The sequence below is a fragment of the Amycolatopsis sp. SB7-3 genome, assembly GCF_041021335.1.
GTDB classification, from domain to species: Bacteria; Actinomycetota; Actinomycetes; order Mycobacteriales; family Pseudonocardiaceae; genus Amycolatopsis; species Amycolatopsis japonica.
This window is the reverse complement of the sequence record NZ_JBFPJQ010000001.1, coordinates 216,112-237,988: the sequence shown is the minus strand read 5'-3', so window position 1 is coordinate 237,988 and position 21,877 is coordinate 216,112. Positions and strand designations below refer to the sequence as shown.

The following is a 21,877-nucleotide window of genomic DNA, read 5'->3' as shown; positions in this document are numbered from 1 at the left end:
AATCCACCGGGGCCCGGCTTTCCTCAGTACGGTCAGCCGCCGATGCCCAAGCCGCGGGCCAACGCCCCGGCGGCGGTGATCGCCGGGGTCCTGGCGCTGCTCGCCGCCGCCATGCTCGTCTGGTTCGCGCTCTACAACGTCTTCGTCGCCACGGAGGCGAACGGCGGCTTGTCGGGCATCACGGTGCAGAACATGGCCAGCGGCGTCATCTCCGCGGTCTTCCTGGTGATCGCGGCGGTGTTCACGTTCGCCCGGCGGATTCCCGGCGCGTGGACCCTGTTCGGGCTCTGCGTGTTCTACGTGGTGGCCGTGTTCGTGGGGATGCCGCTCGTCTGGGGCACGCCCTTGAGCAGCCAGGTCAAGTGGCTCTTCAGCTTCGACGACGGCGACAGCACCGCGATGGCGCTGATGATCGTCTTCAGTGTCCTCGCGGCGGTCGCGGCGGCGATCGCCGGCAGCGTGAAGTCGTCCGGGGCGAAAAGCTAAAGCTCGTCCAGGATCAGCTTCGCGCGTTCTTCGACGAGCCGGTAGCCGGAGCGCGCGGCGAGTTCGAGGGCCAGCTCACCGTGTGTCCGGGCTTCCGTGACCTTTCCCAGTTCCAGCAGGGTTTCCGCGAGCCCGGTCCGTGCGGCGGCCTCACACCAGAAGAAACTGGTCGTCCGCGCGATGGACAGCGCGAGCCGGTAGTGCTCGGCCGCTTCCTCGGGCAGGCCGAGCCGTAGGCAGACCTCACCGAGCCCGACGAGCGTCCAGGCCTCGGTGCCCCGGTCGCCGATCTTGCGGGTGAGTTCGACGGCTTCGAGCGCGTCCGTGCGGTTCTGCTCGCTCGGGTCGCGTCTGCTTTCGAGGACGGCCCTGCCGGACAGCGCGGTCGCCTCGCCGTAGGTGTAGCCCAGTTCGCGGTTGGCCGCGAGCGCGCGGGTGTAGAAGTCGTAGGCGTCGTCGGGAAGGCCGAGGTCACGGTGCACGTTGCCGAGGTCGACCAGCAGCACCGCGACGCTGAACCGCGCGCCGTCCCGTTCGGAGACCGCGAGCGCGCGGGTGAAGTTGGCGAGCGCCTCGTCGAGCTGACCCGTCTGCCAGTACGGGAAACCGAGGTTCGCCAGCGCCATCGAGACGGCGGGCATGTTCAGTTCTTCGCACAGCCGCAGGGATTCCAGCCCGCAGCGGATGGCCTCCTGCGGGTCGCCGAGCCGCTGGTGCACCGCGCTCAGGTTGTTGAGCACGGCCGCGCGGCCGGCGTCCCAGCCGTCGAGGAGGTCGCCGCGCAGAGCGCTGGTGAGGTGTTCGCGCGCTTCGTCGTAGCGGCCGCTGTTGACGCAGGCGAGCGCGATGCTCAGGTGCATCGCTGCTTGTGCCTGCCCGGCTTCGCTGCGCCGGGCGGCCTTGAGCGCCGTCGAGGCCGTGTCGATCCATTCCGCGTGATGCCCGCGCTGGTGGAAGAAGGCGCGGAGCGCGTCGGCGAGATGCCACGAGAACTCGGGCGGGCCGTGTTCGGCGCTGTGCTCGACGGCGGCGGCGAGGTTCGGCCACTCGGCGTCGAGCCACGCCAGCGCCTCGTCGGTGTCGGCGAACGGTGTGTCCGCCGGTTCTTCGCGCGGCAGGCGCAGGAAATGCGGGATGAGGGCGCGTCCCGCGGCGTCGGCCGTGGTCAGGTAGCTCTCGAAGAGTCGCCTTTCCGCGGCCTCCCGTTCGGCCTTCGTGTCCTCCGACAGCGTGCGGCCCGCCGCGAAACTGCGGAGAAGGTCGTGGAACCGGTAGCGCCCCGGCGTGTAGCGCTCGACCAGATGCGCCGCCGCGAGCGCCTTGAGCTGCTGGTTCGCCTTCGAATGCGGAACGCCGGTCAGCGCCTGGGCGGCGGGGGCGGTGAACGTCTGTCCGGGGACGAGCGCGAGACGGCGGAACAGCTCGCGGTGCTCTTCGGGAAGCGCGCGGTAGGAAACGCTGAACGCCGTGGTCACGGCACTTTCCTCGGCGCCGTCGACGGTCAGTTCCGCCAGCGGGTCGCCACCGGCCAGTTCGCGGGCGAGTTCGGCGATCTCGGGTTCGCCGCTCGCGCCGAGGTTGGCCGCCGCGATCCGGAGGGCGAGCGGGAGATGCCCGCACAATCGGGCCAGTTCCGCGGCCGCGCCTTCCTCGGCGGCGACGGTCTCGCTGCCGAGCACGGCCTCCAGCAGGTGCCGCGCGTCCTCGGCGGGCAGCACGGACAGCGGGAGCGCGCGGGCGCCGGTACGGGCGATGAGGTCGCCGAGCCGTTGGCGGCTGGTGACCAGGACGGTGCCCGACGGTGGCAGCAGCGGCAGCACCTGTCCGCTGTCGCGCACGTTGTCCAGCACCAGGAGCACCCGCCGGTCGGCGAGAAGGGAACGGAGCAACGCGGCCCGCGTGTCGATGTCCGGCGGGATCGCCTTGGGCGCGGTGCCGAGTGCCTGCAGGAGCTGGGTGAGCGCGACGGCCGGGGTGAGCGGTTCGTGGTCGGGATCGAAACCGCGCAGGTCGAGATAGAGCTGGCCGTCGGGGAAAGCGTCGCGGACGTGGTGGGCCCACCGGACCGCGAGCGCGGTCTTGCCGACCCCGGCGGTACCGCTGATGACCCAGATGTCGGTGCCCTCGCCCGCGTGCCGGGTCGCCTCGTCGAGCCGCTCCAGTTCGGCCGCGCGCCCGGCGAACCCGCGGACGTCGTGCGGCAGCTGGGCGGGGCGGACCGGCTCGGGCCTGGTCGCCGGTTCCAGCGCGGGATCGGCGCCGAGGATGGCGGTTTCCAGTCGCCGCAGCTCCGGGGACGGGTCGAGACCCAGCTCGGAGCCGAGCCGGTCCCGCAACGCGCGGAAGGCTTCGAGGGCGTCGTCGGTGCGGCCTTCGCGGTGCAGCGCGAGCATGAGCTGCCCGACGAACCGCTGCCGCAGGGGATGCGCGGCGACCAGTTCGGTCAGCTCGGCGAGGACCTGCCTGCCGCGCCCGAGTCGCAGCTGCGCTTCGGCCCGGTCCTCCAGCGCCGTCCAGCGTGCCTCGTGCACGCCGCCGCGGAGCCGTTGCGCGACCTCGCCGCTCACCACGTCGGACAACGCGTCGCCGCGCCACAGGCCGAGGGCCTCGTCCAGAAGTTCCACGGCCGTCTCGTCGTCGGCGTCGCGGGCTTGCGCCGTCAGCTCGGTGAAGCGGTGCAGGTCGACCTGGCGCGCGTCGACCTTGAGCAGGTACCGGGTCCCCTCGGAGACGATCTCCGGCCCGCCCGCGCCACGGAACACCGCACGCAGCCTGGACACCAGCGCTTGCACGGTGTTCCGCGCGCTGGCGGGCGGTTCTTCGGGCCAGAGCAGGTCGATGATCCGGTCGCGCGGCACCGGCTTGCCCGCTTCCAGCAGCAGGACCGCCAGCACGAGCCGTTGTTTGGGCGAGCCGAGATCGACCGGAACGCCACCGGCCCACGCCTCGACGGCGCCGAGGACGCGGAACTCCACCCGGCCACCTCCGCTCACCCTCGTCAGAGCCTGCAAGCGTAGTGCAAGCGCCCTGCATCCGGACGGCGTGATCCTTGCCAGGTGTCCACCGAGGACCCGTCGCCGGAACCGTGCCCAACCAACCAGACGGGCAGGACCCCCCATTCGGTTCCGGTACGACGGTGGGCACCTTCAACTTGCACAGGCACCGCCATCTGACGGCGGTGGGGGTTGGGGGTAGTGCCAGCTCGACGTCTTCCCCCGTGTCGTCGAACTGGCGCTTCTTCTTGACTGGGGCTGGGGTTTTCCGTGAAGGCCCCCTTGAGGGATCCAGAGTCCCTCAAGGGGGCCTTCACGTCTTTTCCGCGTGATCACTTGACAGGCGCCGACGTCTGCCTGCACCATTTCACTACTTAATTAGTGAAAGGGTGTTGCCAGTGGTCACCTTCCACCTGGACAAGGGCTCGGGCGTCGCGACGTATGTCCAGCTCGTCCAGCAGGTCAAGAACGCCCTGCGGCTGGGGTTGCTGGAGCCGGGGGACCGGCTGCCGACGGCGAAGGAGGTGGTCGCCGAGCTGGCGATCAACCCCAACACCGTCCTCAAGGCCTATCGCGAACTGGAGCGCGAAGGGCTTGTCGAAGGGAAGCCGGGCCTCGGCACCTTCGTTCAGAAGACGCTCGGAGGCGCTTCGTTCGCGGAGCGCACGCGGTTGCGGAAAAGCCTGGGGGCTTGGGTCCGCGACGCGCGTGAATCGGGGCTGGATCAGGAAGACGTCGAGGCACTGTTCACCTCCGTGGTGGTCGACGGCTTTCGAGGGGAGCGGACCGCGTGACTGAGAAACCCGTCCTCGAGGCGACCGGCCTCGCCAAGCGCTATCGCCGCAAGTGGGCTTTGCGCGACTGCTCCCTCTCCGTCCCGAAAGGACGGGTCGTCGCACTGGTCGGGCCCAACGGCGCCGGCAAGACGACCTTCCTCCACCTGGCCGTCGGACTGCTCGACGCGACCCTCGGCTCGGTCTCGATCCAGGGAACCGCCGCCTTCCTCGCGCAGGACAAGCCGTTGTACCCGGGCTTCAGCATCGCCGAGATGCTCAAGTTCGGCAGGCGCCTCAACCCGGGTTGGGACGACGAGTTCGCACTCAAGCGCATCGATTCGCTCGGACTCGCCTTGAACCACAAGGTCGGCAAGCTGTCCGGCGGGCAGCGCGCGCAGGTCGCACTCACCCTCGCGCTCGCGAAACGCCCGGACCTGCTGGTACTCGACGAGCCGCTCGCGAACCTCGATCCGCTGGCCCGGCACGAGGTCATGCGCGGGCTGATGGAGGCGGTCGCCGAAACCGGCATGACCGTGCTGCTGTCGTCCCACGTCGTCTCCGATCTGGAGAACACGTGCGACTGGCTGATCGTCCTCAACGGTGGCCGCGTCCAGGTCAGCGGCGACATCGACGAACTCGTCGCCGGGCATCGCACGCTCACCGGACCGGTGGAGGAGGCCGACGCGCTGGCCAAGCGGGTCACGGTGGTCGACGAAGCCCGCGCGGGGAGGCAGGCGACCGTCTTCGCCCGCACCGAGCCGGTTCCGCTCGGTCCACAGTGGAGCGAGCGGCCGGCGAACCTCGAAGAACTGGTGCTCGCGTACCTGCGGCGACCCGAATCCGCGAGCCTGCCTCGCCCGACACTGGCTTCGGCGTAAGGGGGAACGATGTTCTGGCTCACCTACCGCCAGCACCGGATGCAGCTGCTGATCACGGCGGGGCTACTCGTCGGCGTCGGGATCCTGTTGCTGGTCAACGGGAACGCCGCCGCGGACAGCCCGGATCCGGCGAAGCTCTTCAAGGATCTGTACACCTATCTCTCCTGGCTCCAGGTCGTCCCGGTGGCGATCGGTGTCTTCTGGGGCGCCCCTCTGGTCGCGGCCGAATACGAACGCGGCACGACGAAACTCGCCTGGACCCAGTCGATCTCGCGGTTCCGCTGGCTCGGCGTGAAGCTGGGGTTCCTCGCCGTCCTCGCCACCCTCGGCGGGCTCGCGTTCGGCGCGATGATGCAGCGCTGGGTGGAGGCCTTCCCCACCGATCGCGGCGACATCGCCTTCACCAGCCGCTTCGACAACCCGGTCCTGTTCACGATGACCGGCGTCGCACCCGGTGCGTGGTGGCTCTTCGGGTTCGTGCTCGGCACCGCCGCGGGTGCGCTCATCCGCAGGACCCTGCCCGCCATCGCCGTCACCATCGCGGTGGCCGTCGGCCTGATGATCGGGCTGAGCAACGTCCGTGACGGCTACGCGGAACCCGAACTCGTCCCGCTCGGCAAGGAGCCCGTCGGCCGGGTCGTGGAGATGATCAGGGACGCCGCCGGGGAGATCACCGCGCTCAAGGTCCTGCCGCAGGACTGGTACTGGCGTTTCCAGTGGACCGAAGCCGCGATCCTGACGGGATTCTCGCTGCTGCTCGCCGTCGCCGCGACCTTCGCCGTCCGTCGCCGCTCTTAGAAAGGCACCTCTCGTTGCTTTGGCTCACCTGGCGGCAGCACCGCACCCAGCTGCTCGTCACCCTCGGGTTCCTCGCCGTGATCGGCGGGATCCTGCTCCTGTCCGGACAAGCCGCGCTCGGCTCCGCGAGCGGCAAGATCGCCTCGTACTGCTACGGCGGCGGCGTGCCCTGCCGCGAGTACGACGCGGGGCTGGAAGACCTCTACCAGAAGATCTACCCGCTGATCGTGATCCTGCCGTTCGTCCCGTTGCTGGCGGGTGTCTTCTGGGGCGCGCCATTGCTCGCCAGGGAATACGAACGCGGCACGTATCAACTCGTCTGGACGCAGTCGGTGAGCCGCGGGCGCTGGCTGGCCGCCAAGTTCGGCGTCCTCGCGGTGGCCGCGGCGCTCGCCGGGCTGGCTTCGGGACAGATGTTCGGCCGGTGGCTGGAGATCTTCCCCGGCAAGGCGGAGACGCTGAACGAGACGTCGTACTTCGGTGCCGTCGGCGTCGCGCCCGCCGCGTGGTGGTTGTTCGCGTTCGTCCTCGGTGCCGCCGCCGGGGTGCTGGTGCGCAAGACCATGCCCGCCATCGCGATCACGGCGGCGGTGTTCGTCGCGGCCTCTATCACCCTGATGCTCCTGCGGCCGCACTACGCCGAGCCGGTCCGGACGGTCGGCGTCGATCCCTCCACAAAGGACGGATTGATCGTGCGGGCAGGCCGGGTCGCGCCGGACGGCCGGGAGCTGCGTCTGCTCGACGAAGTTCCCGAATGTCCTCGCGGCAAGGGGATGACCGCCTGTGTCGAGGCGGCGGGCTACCGGGACTTCACCGTCTACCAGCCCGCCGGCCGGTTCTGGCGGTTCCAGTGGACCGAGGCGGGCATCCTGCTCGCCGCGACCGCGGTGCTCGGGGGTGTCGCGGCAGGGGGCACGGTCCGCCGCCGTCGCTGAGACGGCGGCGGACCGAGACCTCAGTCCAGCTGCAGTTCGGGCCGGTACAGGTCGAACCAGTGGTAGAGGTCCAGCGCCCGGTCGATCCCGGAGCGCTGGGCCGAGGACATCGTCGCCGGGTCCACTTCGGACACCCGGTGCAGCCAGTCGCGGTCGACCAGCTCGAACACCGGGTTGTCCCGTTCGGTCAGGGCCTCCTTGGCCTGCTGCTGCAACGCCGCCGCGTAACCGGGGTCCTGAGTGGACGGATACGGGCTCTTGACCCGGTCCCGCACCGAGGCGGGGAGCACGTGTTCGGTCGCGTGCCGCAGCAGGCTCTTCTCCCTGCCGTCGAACGTCTTCAGCGACCAAGGCGTGTTGTAGACGTACTCGACGAGGCGGTGGTCGCAGAACGGCACACGCACTTCGAGCCCGACCGCCATCGACGCCCGGTCCTTGCGGTCCAGCAGCATCCGCACGAACCGGCTCAGGTGCAGGTTGCAGACCGTGCGCATCTTGCGGTCCTGCTCGCTTTCGCCGTCGAGGTGCTCGACCTGGGCGACGGCGGTGGCGTACTGGTCGGCGATGTAGCCGGGCAGATCCAGCTTCTCCTGGACCTCGCCGCGCAGGAGGGCGCCCCGCTCACTGGTGAGCCCCATCCGGAAGGCGAGCCAGGGGAACGTCCCCGAGTTCACCGCGGCCTCGTCGTGGAACCAGCGGTACCCGCCGAAGACCTCGTCGGCGGATTCGCCGGACAGCGCCACCGTCGACTCCGCGCGGATCGCCTTGAACAGCAGGTACAGCGACGTGTCCATGTCGCCGAGCCCGGCCGGGATGTCCCGCGCGGTCAGCACCTTGCGACGCACCTCCGGGTCGCTGAGCTCGGCCGGGTTCAGCACGACGTCCTTGTGGTCGGAGCCGACCAGCTGCGCGACGTCACGGATGAAGGGCGAGTCCGGGGTGTCGCGCACCTCGTCCGGTTTGAAGTTCTCCTCCTGGCCCTGGAAATCGACGGAGAACGTGCGCAGCCGCTCGCCTTGTTCGGCCAGCCGCGCCGCGGCGAGACCGGTGACGGCGCTGGAGTCGAGCCCGCCCGAGAGCAGGACGCAGCGGGGCACGTCGGCGATCAGCTGACGGTGCACGATGTCCGTCATCAGCTCGCGGACCCGCTCGACCGTGGTCTCCTGGTCGTCCGTGTGCTGCTTCGCGTCGAGCTTCCAGTACGTCCGCGTGCGGATCCCGGAGCGGTCGACGGTGACGATCGTTCCCGGGCCGACCTCGTGCATGCCCTTCCACAGCGACCAGCCCGGGGTTTTGGTCATGGCCATCAGTTCGCGCAGACCGTCGGTGTCGACCACCTTGCGCGCCAAGGGATTCGCGAGGATCGCCTTCGGCTCGGAACCGAAGAGGACGCCGTCCGGGGTCGGGTAGTAGTAGAACGGCTTGATGCCCATGCGGTCGCGGATCATCACGAGTTTTTCGTCGCGCTCGTCCCAGATCGCGAAGGCGTACATGCCGTTGAGGTGGTCGACGACCTCGTCGCCCCACTCCAGATAGCCGTGGAGCACGACCTCGGTGTCGCTGTCGGTTTCGAACTTGTGGCCCCGCTTGAGAAGTTCCTCGCGCAGCTCGGTGAAGTTGTACGCCTCACCGCTGTAGACCATCGCGGCCAGCCCGGCCTCGGCCATCGGCTGCCTGCCGCCCGGCAGGTCGATGATCGCCAGCCGCCGGTGGCCCAGCGCGACGTTCGGCCGGACCCAGGTGCCCGAGTCGTCCGGTCCGCGGCACGCCATCGTCTCGGTCATCGCGTCGACGACCTCGCGACGTCGTGTCAGATCCGTGTCATAGGAGACCCACCCTGCGATTCCGCACATCGCTACCTCCTGGTGATTAGTTAGCGCATACAACTATCCGTAACACTGGTGTAACACGGTTCGCGCGGCTTGTCTGCCCGAATTGCACGCTCCGTCCGCAGTGCGTCACGGTCTGTGGGGCACGTCACCGGGCATCAAGAAGTCGTAAAGGCACCCGATCGGGGCATCAAGAGGCCGTCAGTCCGTCGCCGGAAGCGCCCTGACCTGGCGCAGTGTTGCGAGGTCCTGGTCGCCGATGGGGTGACCTGTCCTGAGAGGTGCCTAGTGGCCGACTTGCTCTACGCCGTGCTCCTGATCGGCGTATTCGTGGTTCTCGCCCTGACCCTTCGCGGTCTGGAAAAGCTGTGACCGGCACGGGAGCCGTGGCCAACGTCGTCGGCGGACTGCTGGCGCTGGGGCTGATCGTCTATTTGTTCATCGCACTGGTCAGGCCGGAGAAATTCTGATGTCAGACACGATGGCCGGCCTCTTGCAGGCCGGCCTCCTCCTCGTCGCGCTCGCCGTGGTCTACCGGCCATTGGGCGATTACATGGCGCGCGTCTTCACTGTGTCTTCTGTCGAGAAGCACACCAAGGCCGAACGCGGCCTGTACCGCCTGTTCCGGGTGAACCCCGGATCGGAACAGCACTGGAAGACCTACGCGTCCGCCGTGATCGGCTTCTCGTTCGTCTCCGTCGTCTTCCTGTACCTGCTTCAACGGCTCCAAGCGATCCTGCCGTGGAGCCTCGGCAAGGAACCGGTCTCGCCGGCGGTCGCCTTCAACACCGCCGTCAGCTTCGTGACGAACACGAACTGGCAGTCCTACAGCCCCGAAGCGACCATGGGTCACTTCGTGCAGATGGCCGGCCTGACCGTGCAGAACTTCCTGTCCGCCGCCGTCGGCCTTTCGGTCGCCATCGCGGTCGTCCGCGGCTTCGTCCGCTCGAAGACCGACCGCCTCGGCAACTTCTGGGTGGACCTGACGCGCGGCACGATCCGGATCCTGCTCCCGATCGCGTTCGTGGCGGCGATCGCGCTGATCGCGCTCGGCGTCGTGCAGAGCCTCAAGAGCGGCGTCGACGTCCTGAACCCGGACGGCAGCACGAGCAAGATCGCGCTCGCGCCCGCCGCGAGCCAGGAGGCCATCAAGGAACTCGGCACCAACGGCGGCGGTATCTTCAACGCCAACTCCGCGCACCCGTTCGAGAACCCGAACGCCTGGACCAACCTGATCGAGATCTTCCTGATCCTGGTCATCCCGGTCTCGCTGACCCGTACGTTCGGCAAACTCGTCGGCAACACCCGGCAGGGTTACGTCCTGCTTTCGGTGATGGCCGGACTGTTCACCGCGATGCTCGCGGTCACCTGGCTGTCCGAAGCCAACGCGAGCGGGCCGGCGTCGCTGGCCGCCGGGGCGAACCTGGAGGGCAAGGAACAGCGGTTCGGCATCGGCCTGAGTTCGCTGTTCGCCAACGCCACCACCGGCACGTCGACCGGCGCGGTCAACGGCGCGCACGACAGTTACAGCGGGCTCGGCGGCGGAGGCGCGCTGCTCAACATGCTGCTGGGCGAGATCTCGCCGGGCGGGGTGGGCACCGGTCTGTACGGCATCCTCGTGATGGCCGTGATCGCGATGTTCCTCGCCGGGCTGATGGTCGGCCGGACGCCGGAATACCTGGGGAAGAAACTCGGCAAACGCGAGGTTACCTGCGCGGCCGTCTCCATGCTGGCGATGCCGACCGTGGTCCTGCTCGGCTCCGGTGTCGCGCTGATGCTGGCCGACACCCCGGCCGCCATGACGAACTCGGGCGCGCACGGCCTTTCCGAAGTCCTTTACGCCTACGCCTCGGCGGGCAACAACAACGGCAGCGCGTTCGGCGGGCTCACCGTGACGAACGACTGGTTCCAGTCCTCGCTGTCGGTGGCGATGCTCCTCGGCCGGTTCATCCCGATCCTCGCCGTGCTGTCCCTCGCCGGATCCCTCGCCTCCCAGCGGAAGGTTCCGGAGACCGCCGGCACGCTGCCCACCACCGGGCCGCTGTTCGGCACGATGCTCGCGGGCACGATCGTGCTCGTCGCGGCCCTCACCTTCATCCCGGCGCTCGCGCTCGGGCCCATCGCAGAGGCACTCGCATGACCATGACTCAAGAACGCACCCCGGAGGAGATCTCCCAGCACCACGTGGAGAACACCGGCCGGGTCGGCGCGGGGATCTTCAGCCCGCGCCAGCTGCTGACCTCGCTCCCGGAGGCGCTGCGCAAGCTCAACCCCAAACACCAGCTCGGCAACCCGGTCATGTTAGTGGTGTGGATCGGCTCGGCGCTGACCACGGTCTTCGCGATCACCGACCCGAGCGTGTTCACCATCCTCATCACGATCTGGCTGTGGTTCACCGTCCTGTTCGCGAACCTCGCCGAGGCCGTCGCGGAGGGCCGGGGCAAGGCGCAGGCGGAAACCCTGCGGCGCAGCAAGAAGGAGACCGTCGCGCGCCGTCTCACCGAGGACGGCGACGAGGAGACCGTGCCGGGCGCCGACCTGCGCGTCGGCGACCTGGTGGTCGTCGAGGCCGGACAGGTCATCCCTGGTGACGGCGACGTCGTCGAGGGCATCGCGACCGTCGACGAATCGGCCATCACCGGCGAGTCGGCCCCGGTCATCCGCGAATCGGGCGGCGACCGGTGCGCGGTCACCGGCGGCACCACGGTGCTTTCCGACCGCGTCGTCGTGAAGATCACCACCAAACCCGGCGAGTCCTTTGTGGACCGCATGATCGCCTTGGTGGAGGGCGCTTCCCGGCAGAAGACGCCGAACGAGATCGCGCTGACGATCCTGCTCTCGACGCTCACGATCATCTTCCTGCTCGCCGTCGTGGCGCTGCAGCCGATGGCGGGCTACTCGGGCAGTCAGCAGTCGGTGATCGTGCTGACCGCGTTGCTGGTCTGCCTGATCCCGACGACGATCGGCGCGCTGCTGTCCGCGATCGGCATCGCGGGCATGGACCGGCTGGTGCAGCGCAACGTCCTCGCCACCAGTGGTCGCGCGGTGGAGGCCGCGGGCGACGTCTCGACGCTGCTGCTGGACAAGACCGGCACGATCACCTTCGGCAACCGGAAGGCCACCGAGCTGATCCCGGTCGGCGAGTCCACTGTGGACGAAATCGCCAAGGCGGCGCGGCTCTCCAGTCTCGCCGACGGCACGCCGGAGGGCCGCAGCATCGTCGAACTCGTCGCGAGGGAGCACGGGCTCGCGGAGACCGCGTCCGCCGACGAGAAGCTCGCGGACTTCGTCGAGTTCACCGCGCAGACCCGGATGAGCGGTATCGACATCGGCGGACGGCAGGTCCGCAAGGGTGCCACCGCCGCCGTGCGCGAGTGGGTCCGCGAGCGCGGCGGCGACATGCCGGACGAGACCGAAAGCGTCGTCGACGAGATCAGCCAGCAGGGCGGGACCCCGCTGGTGGTGGCGGAGTACGACGGCGCGAAAGCGTTCGTACGCGGCGTGATCCGGCTGTCCGATGTGGTCAAACCCGGGATGAAGGAGCGGTTCGTCCAGCTCCGTTCGATGGGGATCAAGACCGTCATGATCACCGGGGACAACCCGCTCACCGCCAAGGCCATCGCGCAGGACGCGGGGGTCGACGACTATCTCGCCGAGGCCAAACCCGAAGACAAGATGGCGCTGATCAAGAAGGAGCAGGAGGGCGGGCGGCTGGTCGCGATGACCGGCGACGGCACCAACGACGCCCCCGCGCTCGCGCAGTCCGACGTCGGCGTCGCGATGAACACCGGGACCTCCGCCGCCAAGGAGGCGGGGAACATGGTGGACCTCGACTCCGATCCGACGAAACTGATCGAGATCGTGGAGATCGGCAAGCAGCTGCTGATCACCCGCGGCGCGCTCACCACGTTCAGCGTCGCCAACGACCTCGCGAAGTACTTCGCGATCCTGCCCGCGATGTTCACCGGTATCTTCGCCCAGCTCGGCGCGCTCAACATCATGCAGCTCGCGACGCCGAAGTCGGCGATCCTGTCGGCCGTCATCTTCAACGCCCTGATCATCGTCGGGCTGATCCCGCTCGCCCTGCGCGGCGTCCGGTACAAGCCGTCGTCGGCCTCGGCGCTGCTGCGCCGGAACCTGCTGGTCTACGGCCTCGGCGGCATCGTCAGCCCGTTCCTCGGGATCTGGCTGATCGACCTGCTCGTCCGTCTCATCCCTGGAATCGGGTAACGCCATGAACGCATTGCTGAAGCAGACCCTCGCCGGGCTGCGTGTCCTGCTCGTCTTCACCGTCCTGCTGGGTGTCGTCTACCCGCTCGGCGTGTGGGCGGTCTCCCGCATCCCCGGTCTCGAAGGCAACGCCGAGGGCTCGATCATCAGCCAGGACGGGCAAGCCGTCGGCTCGGCCCTGATCGGCGTCGACCCGGTCGCGGCGGACCCCGCCAAGGACCCGTGGTTCCACAACCGCCCGTCCGCGGGCTCGAAGGACGCCCTCGGCCCCGGCGACCCGTCGTCGTCCGGTCCGTCGAACAAGGGCCCGTACAACGAGGACCTGGTCGCCGCGATCGGCGAACGCAAGAAGCTCATCGCCGCCCGCGAAGGTGTCCAGGAGTCGCAGGTGCCGCCCGACGCGGTGACGGCGTCGGGCTCGGGGATGGATCCGGCGATCAGCGTCGCCTACGCCGACCTCCAGATCCCGCGAGTGGCCAGGAACACGGGCCTGTCCGAGGAGAAGGTCCGGCGGCTCGTCGCGGAGAACACGAGCGGCGCCGGGATCGGTGTGCCGGGCGTCAATGTGCTGAAGGTCAACTTGGCCGTGCGCGACGCGGCCGGAGGAGCACACTGACAGACGTGGACGAGAACACGACCAAGCCGCGCCGGGGTGAGCTGAGGATCTACCTCGGCGCGGCCCCGGGCGTCGGCAAGACCTACGCGATGCTCGGCGAGGCGCGACGCCGCCTCGACCGGGGCACCGACGTGGTCATCGGCCTGGTCGAGACGCACGGCCGGAAGAAGACCGCGGAGCTCGTCGAAGGACTGGAGATCGTGCCACGGCGCCGGTCCGCGCACCGGGACCGCGAGTTCGAGGAGATGGATCTCGACGCGCTGCTCGCCCGTGCCCCCGAGGTCGCGGTGGTCGACGAACTCGCGCACACCAACGTGCCCGGTTCGCGCAACGAGAAGCGCTGGCAGGACATCGACGAACTGCTCGCCGCCGGCATCGACGTCCTCTCCACGGTCAACGTGCAGCATCTGCAGAGCCTCAACGACGTCGTCGAGCGGATCACCGGCGTCACCCAGCAGGAGACGGTGCCCGACGAGGTCGTGCGGCGGGCCGAGCAGCTGGAGCTGGTCGACATCACGCCCGAGGCATTGCGGCGGCGCCTGGCGCACGGCAACGTGTACCCGGCCGAGCGGATCGACGCGGCGCTGGGCAACTACTTCCGGCCCGGCAACCTCACCGCGCTGCGGGAGCTCGCGCTGCTGTGGGTCGCCGACCAGGTCGACGTCGCGCTGCAGCGGTACCGGGCCGAGCAGAAGATCACCGACACGTGGGAAGCCCGCGAACGGGTGGTCGTGTCCATCACCGGCGGCCCGGAGAGCGAGACGCTGATCCGCCGCGCGAGCCGTATCGCGAACCGCGCGGGCGCCGAACTGCAGGTGCTGCACATCCTGCGCGGCGACGGGCTCGCCGGGATGGGGCCGACGGCGGTCGGCAAGTACCGGAAACTCGCCGAAGAGGTCGGCGCGACCTTCCACACCGTCGTCGGCGACGACGTGCCGACCGCGCTGCTCGACTTCGCGCAGGGCGTGAACGCGACCCAGCTGGTCGTCGGGACCTCACGCCGGTCACGCGTGGCGCGGCTGTTCGACGAAGGCATCGGCGCGGCCGTGGTCCAGCGGTCCGGCCCGATCGACGTCCACATGGTCACGCACGCCCAAGCGGGCGGACGGCTGCGCGCCCGGTTCAACCGCAGCCCGCTCACCCCTTCGCGGCGGCTGACCGGCTGGGTGCTCTCGCTGGTGTTGCCCGCGTTGGCGACACTGGTCGGTGTCCTGCTGCGGGATCACCTCGACTTCTCCACCGACGTGGTCGACTACGTCCTCGCGACGGTGCTGGTCGCGCTCGCGGGCGGGCTCGGGCCCGCGCTGCTCGCGGCGGTGGTCTCGGCCGGGCTGCTGAACTTCTTCTTCACCCCGCCGCTGTACACCCTGACCGTCCACGAACCGCGCAACGTGATCACGCTGGTCGCGATGGTGCTCGTGGCGATCCTCGTCGCGGCGGTCGTCGACACCGCCGCCCGGCGCGCGACGCAGGCCGCGCGGGCGCGGACCGAGGCGGCATTGCTGGCGTCGTACGCGCGGACCGTGCTCACCCACACCAACCCGATCGAGCGGCTGCTGGAGAAGGTCCGCGAGAACTTCGGGATGACTTCGGTGACCCTGCTGGAGAAACGGGACGGGAAGTGGAAGCGCGTGGCGAACGCCGGCACGGATCCGTGCGCGGACCCGGATCAGGCCGACGCCGACATCGCCGTCACCGCCGACGTCCACCTGACCCTGCGGGGCCGCGCGCTGCCCGCGTCGGACCGGGGAGTGCTGGAAGCCGTGGCAGGGCAGGCGTTGCTGGCCCTGCGGCAGCAGCGGACGGCGAAGGCGGCCATCCGGGCCGAACGCAAGGCCGAGGCGACCGAACTGCGCACGGCGTTGCTGTCGGCCGTGGGACACGATCTCCGCACCCCGCTGACCTCCATCAAAGCGTCCATCGGCAGCCTGCGCGCGACCGACATCTCACTGTCCGAAGAGGACACCGACGAGCTGCTCGAAGCGATCGAGGAATCGGCGGACCGGCTCGCCGGGCTGATCGACAACCTGCTCGACTCCTCGCGGCTGGCCACCGGTGCCGTACGCCCGCACCTGCGCCCGGTGGGCTACGACGAGGTCGTCTCGCACGCCTTGTCCAATGTGGACAACTCGGATTCGGTCGTGGTCGCGATCGACTCGCGGCTGCCGTCGGTGTGCGCCGACCCCGGCCTGCTGGAACGGGTGGTGGCGAACGTGATCGACAACGCGCTGCGTCACGGCGCGTCCGGCGAACCGGTCTCGGCACGCGCCAGCACGCATTCCGAACACGTCGAACTGCGTATCGTCGACCACGGGCGCGGGCTCAAGAAGGGCACCGCGGATTCGGCTTTCGCGCCGTTCCAACGGCTCGGGGGAGACCGGGACAGCGTGCCCGGCGTGGGACTGGGGCTGTCGGTCGCCAAGGGGTTCACCGAGGCGATGGGCGGGCGGATCCGGGCGGAGGACACGCCGGGCGGCGGGCTCACCGTCGTCATCTCGCTGCCCGCATATGTTGGTCAGGATCCGGAAAAGAGCCTCCTCGCTTTCGACGACGAGGGCCTCGAGAACGAAGAGGAGGAGCGAGTGCGATGAGCGCAGACAACGCGTCGGCGACCGTGCTGGTCGTCGACGACGAACCGCAGATCGTGCGAGCCCTGCGGATCAACCTGTCCGCCCGCGGCTACAAGGTGATCACCGCGCACGACGGGACGGCCGCGCTGAAGGCCGTCGCCGAGACCAAACCCGACGTCGTCGTGCTCGACCTCGGCCTGCCCGATCTCGACGGCACCGAGGTCATCGCCGGGCTCCGCGGCTGGACGACGGTGCCGATCATCGTGCTTTCCGCACGCGGCGACTCGGCCGACAAGGTGCAGGCCCTCGACGCCGGCGCCGACGACTACGTCACCAAACCCTTCGGCATGGACGAACTGCTCGCACGGCTCCGCGCCGCCGTCCGCCGGTCGGCCACGTCCAGTGTGGACGGTGCGGACGCGGTGGTGGACACGGGATCCTTCCGGATCGACCTCGCGGCGAAGAAGGTGCGCCGGGACGGCAAGGAAGTCCATCTCACCAAGACCGAATGGGGTGTGCTGGAGCTGCTGGTGCGCAACCGCGGCCGTCTGGTGGCGCAGAAGCAGCTGCTGCACGAGGTGTGGGGGCCGACGTACGAGACGGAGTCGCACTACCTGCGGGTGTATCTGGCGCAGTTGCGGCGGAAGCTGGAACCGGAACCCTCGCGGCCGCGGCACCTGCTGACGGAACCGGGGATGGGGTACCGCTTCGAAATGTGATCCCTCGGGTCCCGGATGTCATGAAAGGGCCGTTCAGGACGTTTTTCGTCCTGAACGGCCCTTTCATGACACGCGGACGGCACCCCCGAACGCTATGAACGGGACGTTCCTTGCAAATTTGGCAAGGAACGTCCCGTTCATAGCGCGCGGATGTCAACCCGCCCCCGAACGCCATGAAAGGACCTTTCCTTGCAAAATTTGCAAGGAAAGGTCCTTTCATGGCGTTCGGTGAGGCTTACTGGGCGCTGCTCGTCGAGGTGTCGGTGCCGGAGGTGCTGGACCGGCCCGGAGTCGACTCGCTGGGGGCGCCGCTGGAGCTGGAGCCCCCACCTGTGGTGGTAGTGGTCGTCGGGCTCCCTGTCGAGGTCTCCGGCGGAGTGCTCGGCGGAGTCGTCGCCGGCTTCGACGAGCTCGGCTTGGTCGGCGTCGTCGGCGGCAGCACCGTACGCGTCGGCTCACCCCCGCCCGGGGTCGTCGCGGGCGGCGGGGGCGGGGCGACGACGCTCGTCGTCTCCTTGCCGTCCGGGCCGACCGACGTCACCGTGGTCGGCGGCGCCGTCGAGCTGGACGGCGCGCCGGGGGTCGGCGAGCCGCTGACGGTCATCGGGCCGCCGGGGACGGCGTTGCCCGGCACCAGCTGGACGCCGGCGGGGGCGACGCCCTGCCCGCCGCCGGGGATTCCGGTGCCGCCCGCGGTGGCGGACACGCCGGGACCCGCGAGTTCGGCGATCGCGGCGAAGGCCGTCGCCACCACGAGGCCGCTGACGCCGAGTACGGCATAGCCTGCGCGGTTGAGCTTGCCGGTGGCGCCGCGCGGGGGTGCCACGGACACGCGTGCGCTCGAATCAGACCCGTCGGGACGGGGCATGTGCTGGCTCCTCGGATGGGGGGCTTCGGGGAGTTCGGCTACCCGGGCGAGGTAGCCCGAAGTGGGGACCCGGCGCGGAGATTATCACCGCCGCTTCACCGTCTGCGAACTACAGCGAGCGTCGTGTTCACCCTCCGCGTTCATCCACATGGTGCACGATAGGGGTCGTGAGTGAAGAAGTAACACACATCAGGTTGACCGCGTGGGTGCACGGACGGGTGCAGGGTGTCGGTTTCCGCTGGTGGACCCGCAGCAGGGCGCTTGAGCTGGGGTTGGTCGGCAGCGCGGGCAATCTGGCCGACGGACGTGTCGAGGTGGTGGCGGAGGGTGATCGTGAACACTGTGAGCGGCTTTTGGCGGCTTTGCGCTCCGGGGAATCACCCGGAAGTGTGGACCACGTCGTCGAACGCTGGTCGCCCGCGAAGGGCGGGCTCCGCGGGTTCGTGGAGCGCTGAGGCCCCGCGTCCCACGATCACCGTGAGCACACAGGTAGCCTGGGCCGATTGAACGACCGGTTCCCGCAGCCAGAGGGGTCAGCACGACGTGCACCTGAAGAGCCTGACGCTCAAGGGCTTCAAGTCCTTCGCCTCGGCGACGACGTTGCGTTTCGAGCCGGGCATCACCTGCGTGGTCGGACCGAACGGGTCCGGCAAGTCGAACGTCCTCGACGCGCTTCGCTGGGTCATGGGCACCCAGGGCGCGAAGGACCTTCGCGGCGGCAAGATGGAAGACGTCATCTTCGCCGGGACCGCCGGCCGTGCCCCGCTCGGGCGCGCCGAGGTCACCCTGACGATCGACAACGCCGACGGCGCGCTGCCGATCGAGTACTCCGAGGTCTCCATCACCCGCCGGATGTTCCGTGACGGCGCGAGCGAATACGAGATCAACGGCGACCGCTGCCGTCTGATGGACGTGCAGGAACTGCTGTCGGACTCCGGTATCGGCCGCGAGATGCACGTCATCGTCGGGCAGGGGCAGCTTTCGGCGATCCTCGAATCGAAGCCCGAGGAGCGCCGCGCCTTCATCGAAGAGGCCGCCGGTGTCCTCAAGCACCGCAAGCGCAAGGAACAGACCCTGCGCAAGCTCGCGAACATGCAGGGCAACCTCGACCGCCTCGGCGACCTCACCACCGAGCTGCGCCGCCAGCTCAAACCGCTGGGCAAGCAGGCCGAGATCGCCCGCAAGGCGCAGTGGGTGCAGTCCGAACTGCGTGACGCCCGGCTGCGGCTGTTCGCCCACGACCTGGTCACCCAGCGTGCGGGCATCGCCAAGGAAGAGGCCGACGAACGCGTCGCCCGTCAGCGCCGCGCCGAGGTCGAGCAGGCGCTGGAGATCGTCGCCGCCGAAGAGGCCGAGCTCGAAGCGTCGCTCGCCGAGGACGCGCCGAAGCTGGCCGCGGCCCAGGAGACTTGGTACAAGCTGTCCGCGCTGACGGAGCGGCTGCGTGGCACGGTTCGCCTTGCGCTGGAGCGCCAGCGACACCTGTCGTCCGACGTGCAGCAGGCGAGCACCGGCCGCGACCCCGACGAGCTGCTGGCCGAGGCCGAGCAGGTCGCCGAGCGGGAGCAGGAGCTCAACGAAGCCGTCGCCGAGGCACGCCTGGTGCTTTCGGAGACCGTCCAGCGGCGTGAGCAGCTCGAACATCTCGTCCAGGCCGCCGAGCGCGCGCATATGGCCGCCGTCCGCGCGATCGCCGACCGCCGGGAAGGGCTCGCGAAGCTCACCGGGCAGGTCGAGGCGCTGCGCAGCAAGAACGGCGCGACCTCCGACGAGATCGACCGGCTCACCGTGTCGCTCGAAGAGGCCGCCGAGCGCGCGGAGATCGCCGTCGAGGAACTCGAAGAGGCCAAGGCTGAAGGCGGTGTCGAGGAGTCCGACGACCTCGACCTGCAGGCCCACCACGATCGCGCCGTGGAGGCCAACAACGCCGCCAAGGCCCGCGTCGAAGAGCTGGTCAAGGCCGAGCGGGCCGCCGAACGCGAGATCGCGTCGGAGAGGGCGCGCGTCGAGGCGCTGTCGATGGGCTTGCGGCGCAAGGACGGCGCCGGCGCACTGCTCGGCGCGCAGCACGAACTGCCGGGCCTGCTCGGCTCGGTCGCGGCGCTGCTCACCGTCGAAGCCGGACACGAGGTCGCGCTGGCCGCCGCGCTCGGCCCGGTCGCCGACGCGGTCGCGGTCAACGGCGGCGCCGACGCGCTCGCGGCGCTGAAGTTCTTGAAGGACAACGATTCCGGTCGCGCGGGCATTCTGCTCGGCGGCCCGGAATCCACTGTGGACACCAGTACCTGGCCGCCGCTGCCCGAGGGCGCGCGCTGGGCGCGTGAAGTGGTCACGGCGCCGCCCGCGTTGCGTTCCGCCGTCGAGCACGCGCTCGACCGGGTGGCCATTGTGGACGGTCTGGAATCCGCGCGCCGTCTCGTCGAGGTGTACCCCGAGGTCAGCACGGTCACGCCCGAGGGCGATGTCTTCGGTGCGCGCTGGGCGGTCGGTGGTTCGGCTCGCAGCGAGAGTGTCATCGAGGTGCAGGCCGCGGTCGACGAGGCGGGCGACCGGCTAAACGCCGCCGAGCGCGCGCTGGAACGCACCGCCGCGGAGCTCGAAGGCGCCCGCGCCGGGCAGGCCGCCCGGCGCGAAGAGGTCGGCAGGGCCAAGGAAGCGCTCGGCGACGCGAAGGTCCGCAAGGCCCGCTCTTCCGAGCGGCTGAACCGGCTGCAGCAGGCCGCGCGTGCCGCACAGGCCGAAATGGACCGGCTGAGCAACCAGCGTGCCAAGGTCGAGCAGAGCCGCGAGCAGGCGCTGCGGCAGCTCGCCGAACTCGAAGAGCGGCTGGCCGCCGTCGCCGAACAGGAAGTCGACGAGGATCCGGACACCGCCGAGCGCGACCAGGCCGCCGAAGACCTCGGCACGGTCCGCCAGGAGGAGATGGAGTCCCGGCTCGCGCTGCGCACCGCCGAGGAGCGCGCGCGGAGCATCCAGGGCAAGGCCGAATCGCTCCGCCGGGCCGCGCACGCCGAGCGGCAGGCCCGCGAACGGGCCGAAAAGTCCAGGGCCGCGCGGAAACGCGGCGCCGAGATCGCCAACGCCGTGGTCAACGGCGGCGAGATCGCGTTGGAGCGCATCGAGGTCTCCGTGCAGCGCGCCGCCCACGAACGGGACGAGGCGCAGGCGCAGCGCCAGTCGCGGGAGACCGCGCTGACCCAGGTCCGCAGCAAGGTCCGCGAGCTGACCGGCGAACTGGAGAAGCTCACCGACGCCGTACACCGCGACGAGGTGCTGCGCGCCGAGCAGCGGCTGCGGCTCGAACAGCTCGAAACCAAGATCGCCGAAGATTTCGGCATCGGTCTCGAGGACCTCGTCTCCGAGTACGGTCCGGACGTTCCCGTGCCGCCGAGCGCGGGGGAGATGGCCGAGTACGAGGCCGCCAAGGAACGCGGCGAGGACGTCACCCCGCCGCCGCCCATGCCGTTCGACCGCGACACCCAGGCCCGCCGGGCGAAGCGCGCGGAGAAGGACCTGAGCCTCCTGGGCAAGGTCAACCCGCTGGCGCTGGAGGAGTTCGCGGCGCTGGAGGAGCGCTACAAGTTCCTCTCGACCCAGCTCGAAGACCTCAAGGACACCCGCAAGGATCTCGAAGCCGTCATCAAGCAGGTCGACGAAAAGATCCTCGAGGTGTTCGCGTCGGCGTACGAGGACGTCGCGCGCGAGTTCGAGACCGTGTTCGGCGTGCTGTTCCCGGGTGGCGAGGGGCGCATGGTGCTCACGCAGCCCAACGACCTGCTCTCCACCGGTGTCGACGTCGAAGCGCGCCCGCCGGGCAAGAAGGTCAAGCGGCTCTCGCTCCTTTCCGGTGGCGAGAAGTCGCTCGTCGCCGTCGGCATGCTGGTGGCGATCTTCCGCGCCCGGCCTTCGCCCTTCTACGTCATGGACGAGGTCGAGGCCGCGCTCGACGACACCAACATGCGACGGCTGATCGGGCTGCTGGAACAGCTGCGGGACTCTTCGCAGCTGATCATCATCACCCACCAGAAGCCGACCATGGAGATCGCCGACGCCCTGTACGGCGTTTCGATGCAGGGCGACGGCATCACCAAGGTGATCTCGCAGCGGCTGCGAACGTCCGAAGAGGACCCGGTTCCCGCCTAGCGTTTATTCGTGGGGCACGGCGAAGGTGCCATGCTC

The 21,877-nt window shown here is 69.5% G+C and carries 16 protein-coding genes; 14 read left to right on the top strand and 2 right to left on the bottom strand.

Features of this window, described 5'->3' with window-relative positions:
• The first annotated feature begins 42 nt into the window (after positions 1-42).
• The gene (locus tag AB8M46_RS01075) at positions 43-486 is read left to right on the top strand and encodes a hypothetical protein (RefSeq protein WP_394359288.1); all 444 of its coding nucleotides are present in this window, start codon (positions 43-45) and stop codon (positions 484-486) included.
• Here the strand turns inward: AB8M46_RS01075 and AB8M46_RS01070 are convergent.
• Positions 483-3,461, bottom strand: a complete 2,979-nt coding sequence (locus tag AB8M46_RS01070; RefSeq protein ID WP_394359287.1) for a BTAD domain-containing putative transcriptional regulator — start codon at positions 3,459-3,461, stop codon at positions 483-485. The two genes, AB8M46_RS01075 and AB8M46_RS01070, sit on opposite strands and share 4 nt — an antisense overlap.
• Positions 3,462-3,877: 416 nt before the next feature.
• Here AB8M46_RS01070 and AB8M46_RS01065 point away from each other — a divergent pair, with 416 nt between their 5' ends.
• Genes AB8M46_RS01065 through AB8M46_RS01050 form a run of 4 tightly spaced genes read left to right on the top strand, consistent with a single transcriptional unit; the run spans position 3,878 to position 6,866 of the window.
• Positions 3,878-4,273 (top strand): GntR family transcriptional regulator, encoded by a 396-nt coding sequence (locus tag AB8M46_RS01065; RefSeq protein WP_016336295.1) that lies wholly within the window; start codon positions 3,878-3,880, stop codon positions 4,271-4,273.
• Entirely contained in the window at positions 4,270-5,133 is an 864-nt protein-coding gene (locus AB8M46_RS01060) for an ABC transporter ATP-binding protein (RefSeq protein WP_037342231.1), read from the top strand. Before AB8M46_RS01065 ends, AB8M46_RS01060 begins: the two co-directional genes overlap by 4 nt.
• Before the next feature lie 9 nt (positions 5,134-5,142).
• The gene (locus AB8M46_RS01055) at positions 5,143-5,931 is read left to right on the top strand and encodes an ABC transporter permease (protein WP_394359286.1); all 789 of its coding nucleotides are present in this window, start codon (positions 5,143-5,145) and stop codon (positions 5,929-5,931) included.
• A 14-nt stretch (positions 5,932-5,945) separates the two neighbouring features.
• On the top strand, positions 5,946-6,866 hold the full coding sequence (locus tag AB8M46_RS01050) for an ABC transporter permease subunit (protein ID WP_394359285.1): 921 nt from the start codon (positions 5,946-5,948) through the stop codon (positions 6,864-6,866).
• A 20-nt stretch (positions 6,867-6,886) separates the two neighbouring features.
• On the opposite strand, the gene asnB is transcribed toward AB8M46_RS01050, so the two are convergent.
• A complete protein-coding gene (asnB, locus tag AB8M46_RS01045; protein ID WP_394359284.1) occupies positions 6,887-8,719 on the bottom strand; it encodes an asparagine synthase (glutamine-hydrolyzing) in 1,833 nt (610 codons plus the stop codon).
• 344 nt (positions 8,720-9,063) lie between these two features.
• On the opposite strand from asnB, the gene kdpF reads away from it, so the two are divergent.
• The 9 genes from kdpF (at position 9,064) to smc (ending at position 21,841) form a co-directional block, all read left to right on the top strand.
• On the top strand, positions 9,064-9,165 hold the full coding sequence (gene kdpF, locus AB8M46_RS01040; protein ID WP_007031325.1) for a K(+)-transporting ATPase subunit F: 102 nt from the start codon (positions 9,064-9,066) through the stop codon (positions 9,163-9,165).
• Positions 9,165-10,835, top strand: coding sequence for a potassium-transporting ATPase subunit KdpA (kdpA, locus tag AB8M46_RS01035; RefSeq protein WP_394359283.1), 1,671 nt, complete (start codon positions 9,165-9,167; stop codon positions 10,833-10,835). Before kdpF ends, kdpA begins: the two co-directional genes overlap by 1 nt.
• Positions 10,832-12,925 carry a potassium-transporting ATPase subunit KdpB gene (gene kdpB / locus AB8M46_RS01030; RefSeq protein ID WP_394359282.1) on the top strand — a complete coding sequence of 698 codons (2,094 nt, stop codon included), beginning with the start codon at positions 10,832-10,834 and terminating at the stop codon, positions 12,923-12,925. Before kdpA ends, kdpB begins: the two co-directional genes overlap by 4 nt.
• 4 nt (positions 12,926-12,929) lie before the next feature.
• A complete protein-coding gene (locus AB8M46_RS01025; RefSeq protein WP_394359281.1) occupies positions 12,930-13,541 on the top strand; it encodes a potassium-transporting ATPase subunit C in 612 nt (203 codons plus the stop codon).
• 5 nt (positions 13,542-13,546) lie between these two features.
• Complete coding sequence (locus AB8M46_RS01020) at positions 13,547-16,132, top strand: sensor histidine kinase KdpD (RefSeq protein ID WP_052120825.1); 2,586 nt, start codon at positions 13,547-13,549, stop codon at positions 16,130-16,132.
• The gene (locus tag AB8M46_RS01015; protein ID WP_037342241.1) at positions 16,129-16,830 is read left to right on the top strand and encodes a response regulator; all 702 of its coding nucleotides are present in this window, start codon (positions 16,129-16,131) and stop codon (positions 16,828-16,830) included. Before AB8M46_RS01020 ends, AB8M46_RS01015 begins: the two co-directional genes overlap by 4 nt.
• 218 nt (positions 16,831-17,048) lie before the next feature.
• On the top strand, positions 17,049-17,612 hold the full coding sequence (locus tag AB8M46_RS01010; RefSeq protein ID WP_394359280.1) for a hypothetical protein: 564 nt from the start codon (positions 17,049-17,051) through the stop codon (positions 17,610-17,612).
• A 253-nt stretch (positions 17,613-17,865) separates the two neighbouring features.
• On the top strand, positions 17,866-18,153 hold the full coding sequence (locus AB8M46_RS01005) for an acylphosphatase (RefSeq protein WP_043848306.1): 288 nt from the start codon (positions 17,866-17,868) through the stop codon (positions 18,151-18,153).
• Positions 18,154-18,241: 88 nt separating this feature from the next.
• On the top strand, positions 18,242-21,841 hold the full coding sequence (gene smc, locus AB8M46_RS01000) for a chromosome segregation protein SMC (protein ID WP_394359279.1): 3,600 nt from the start codon (positions 18,242-18,244) through the stop codon (positions 21,839-21,841).
• Positions 21,842-21,877: the final 36 nt, after the last annotated feature.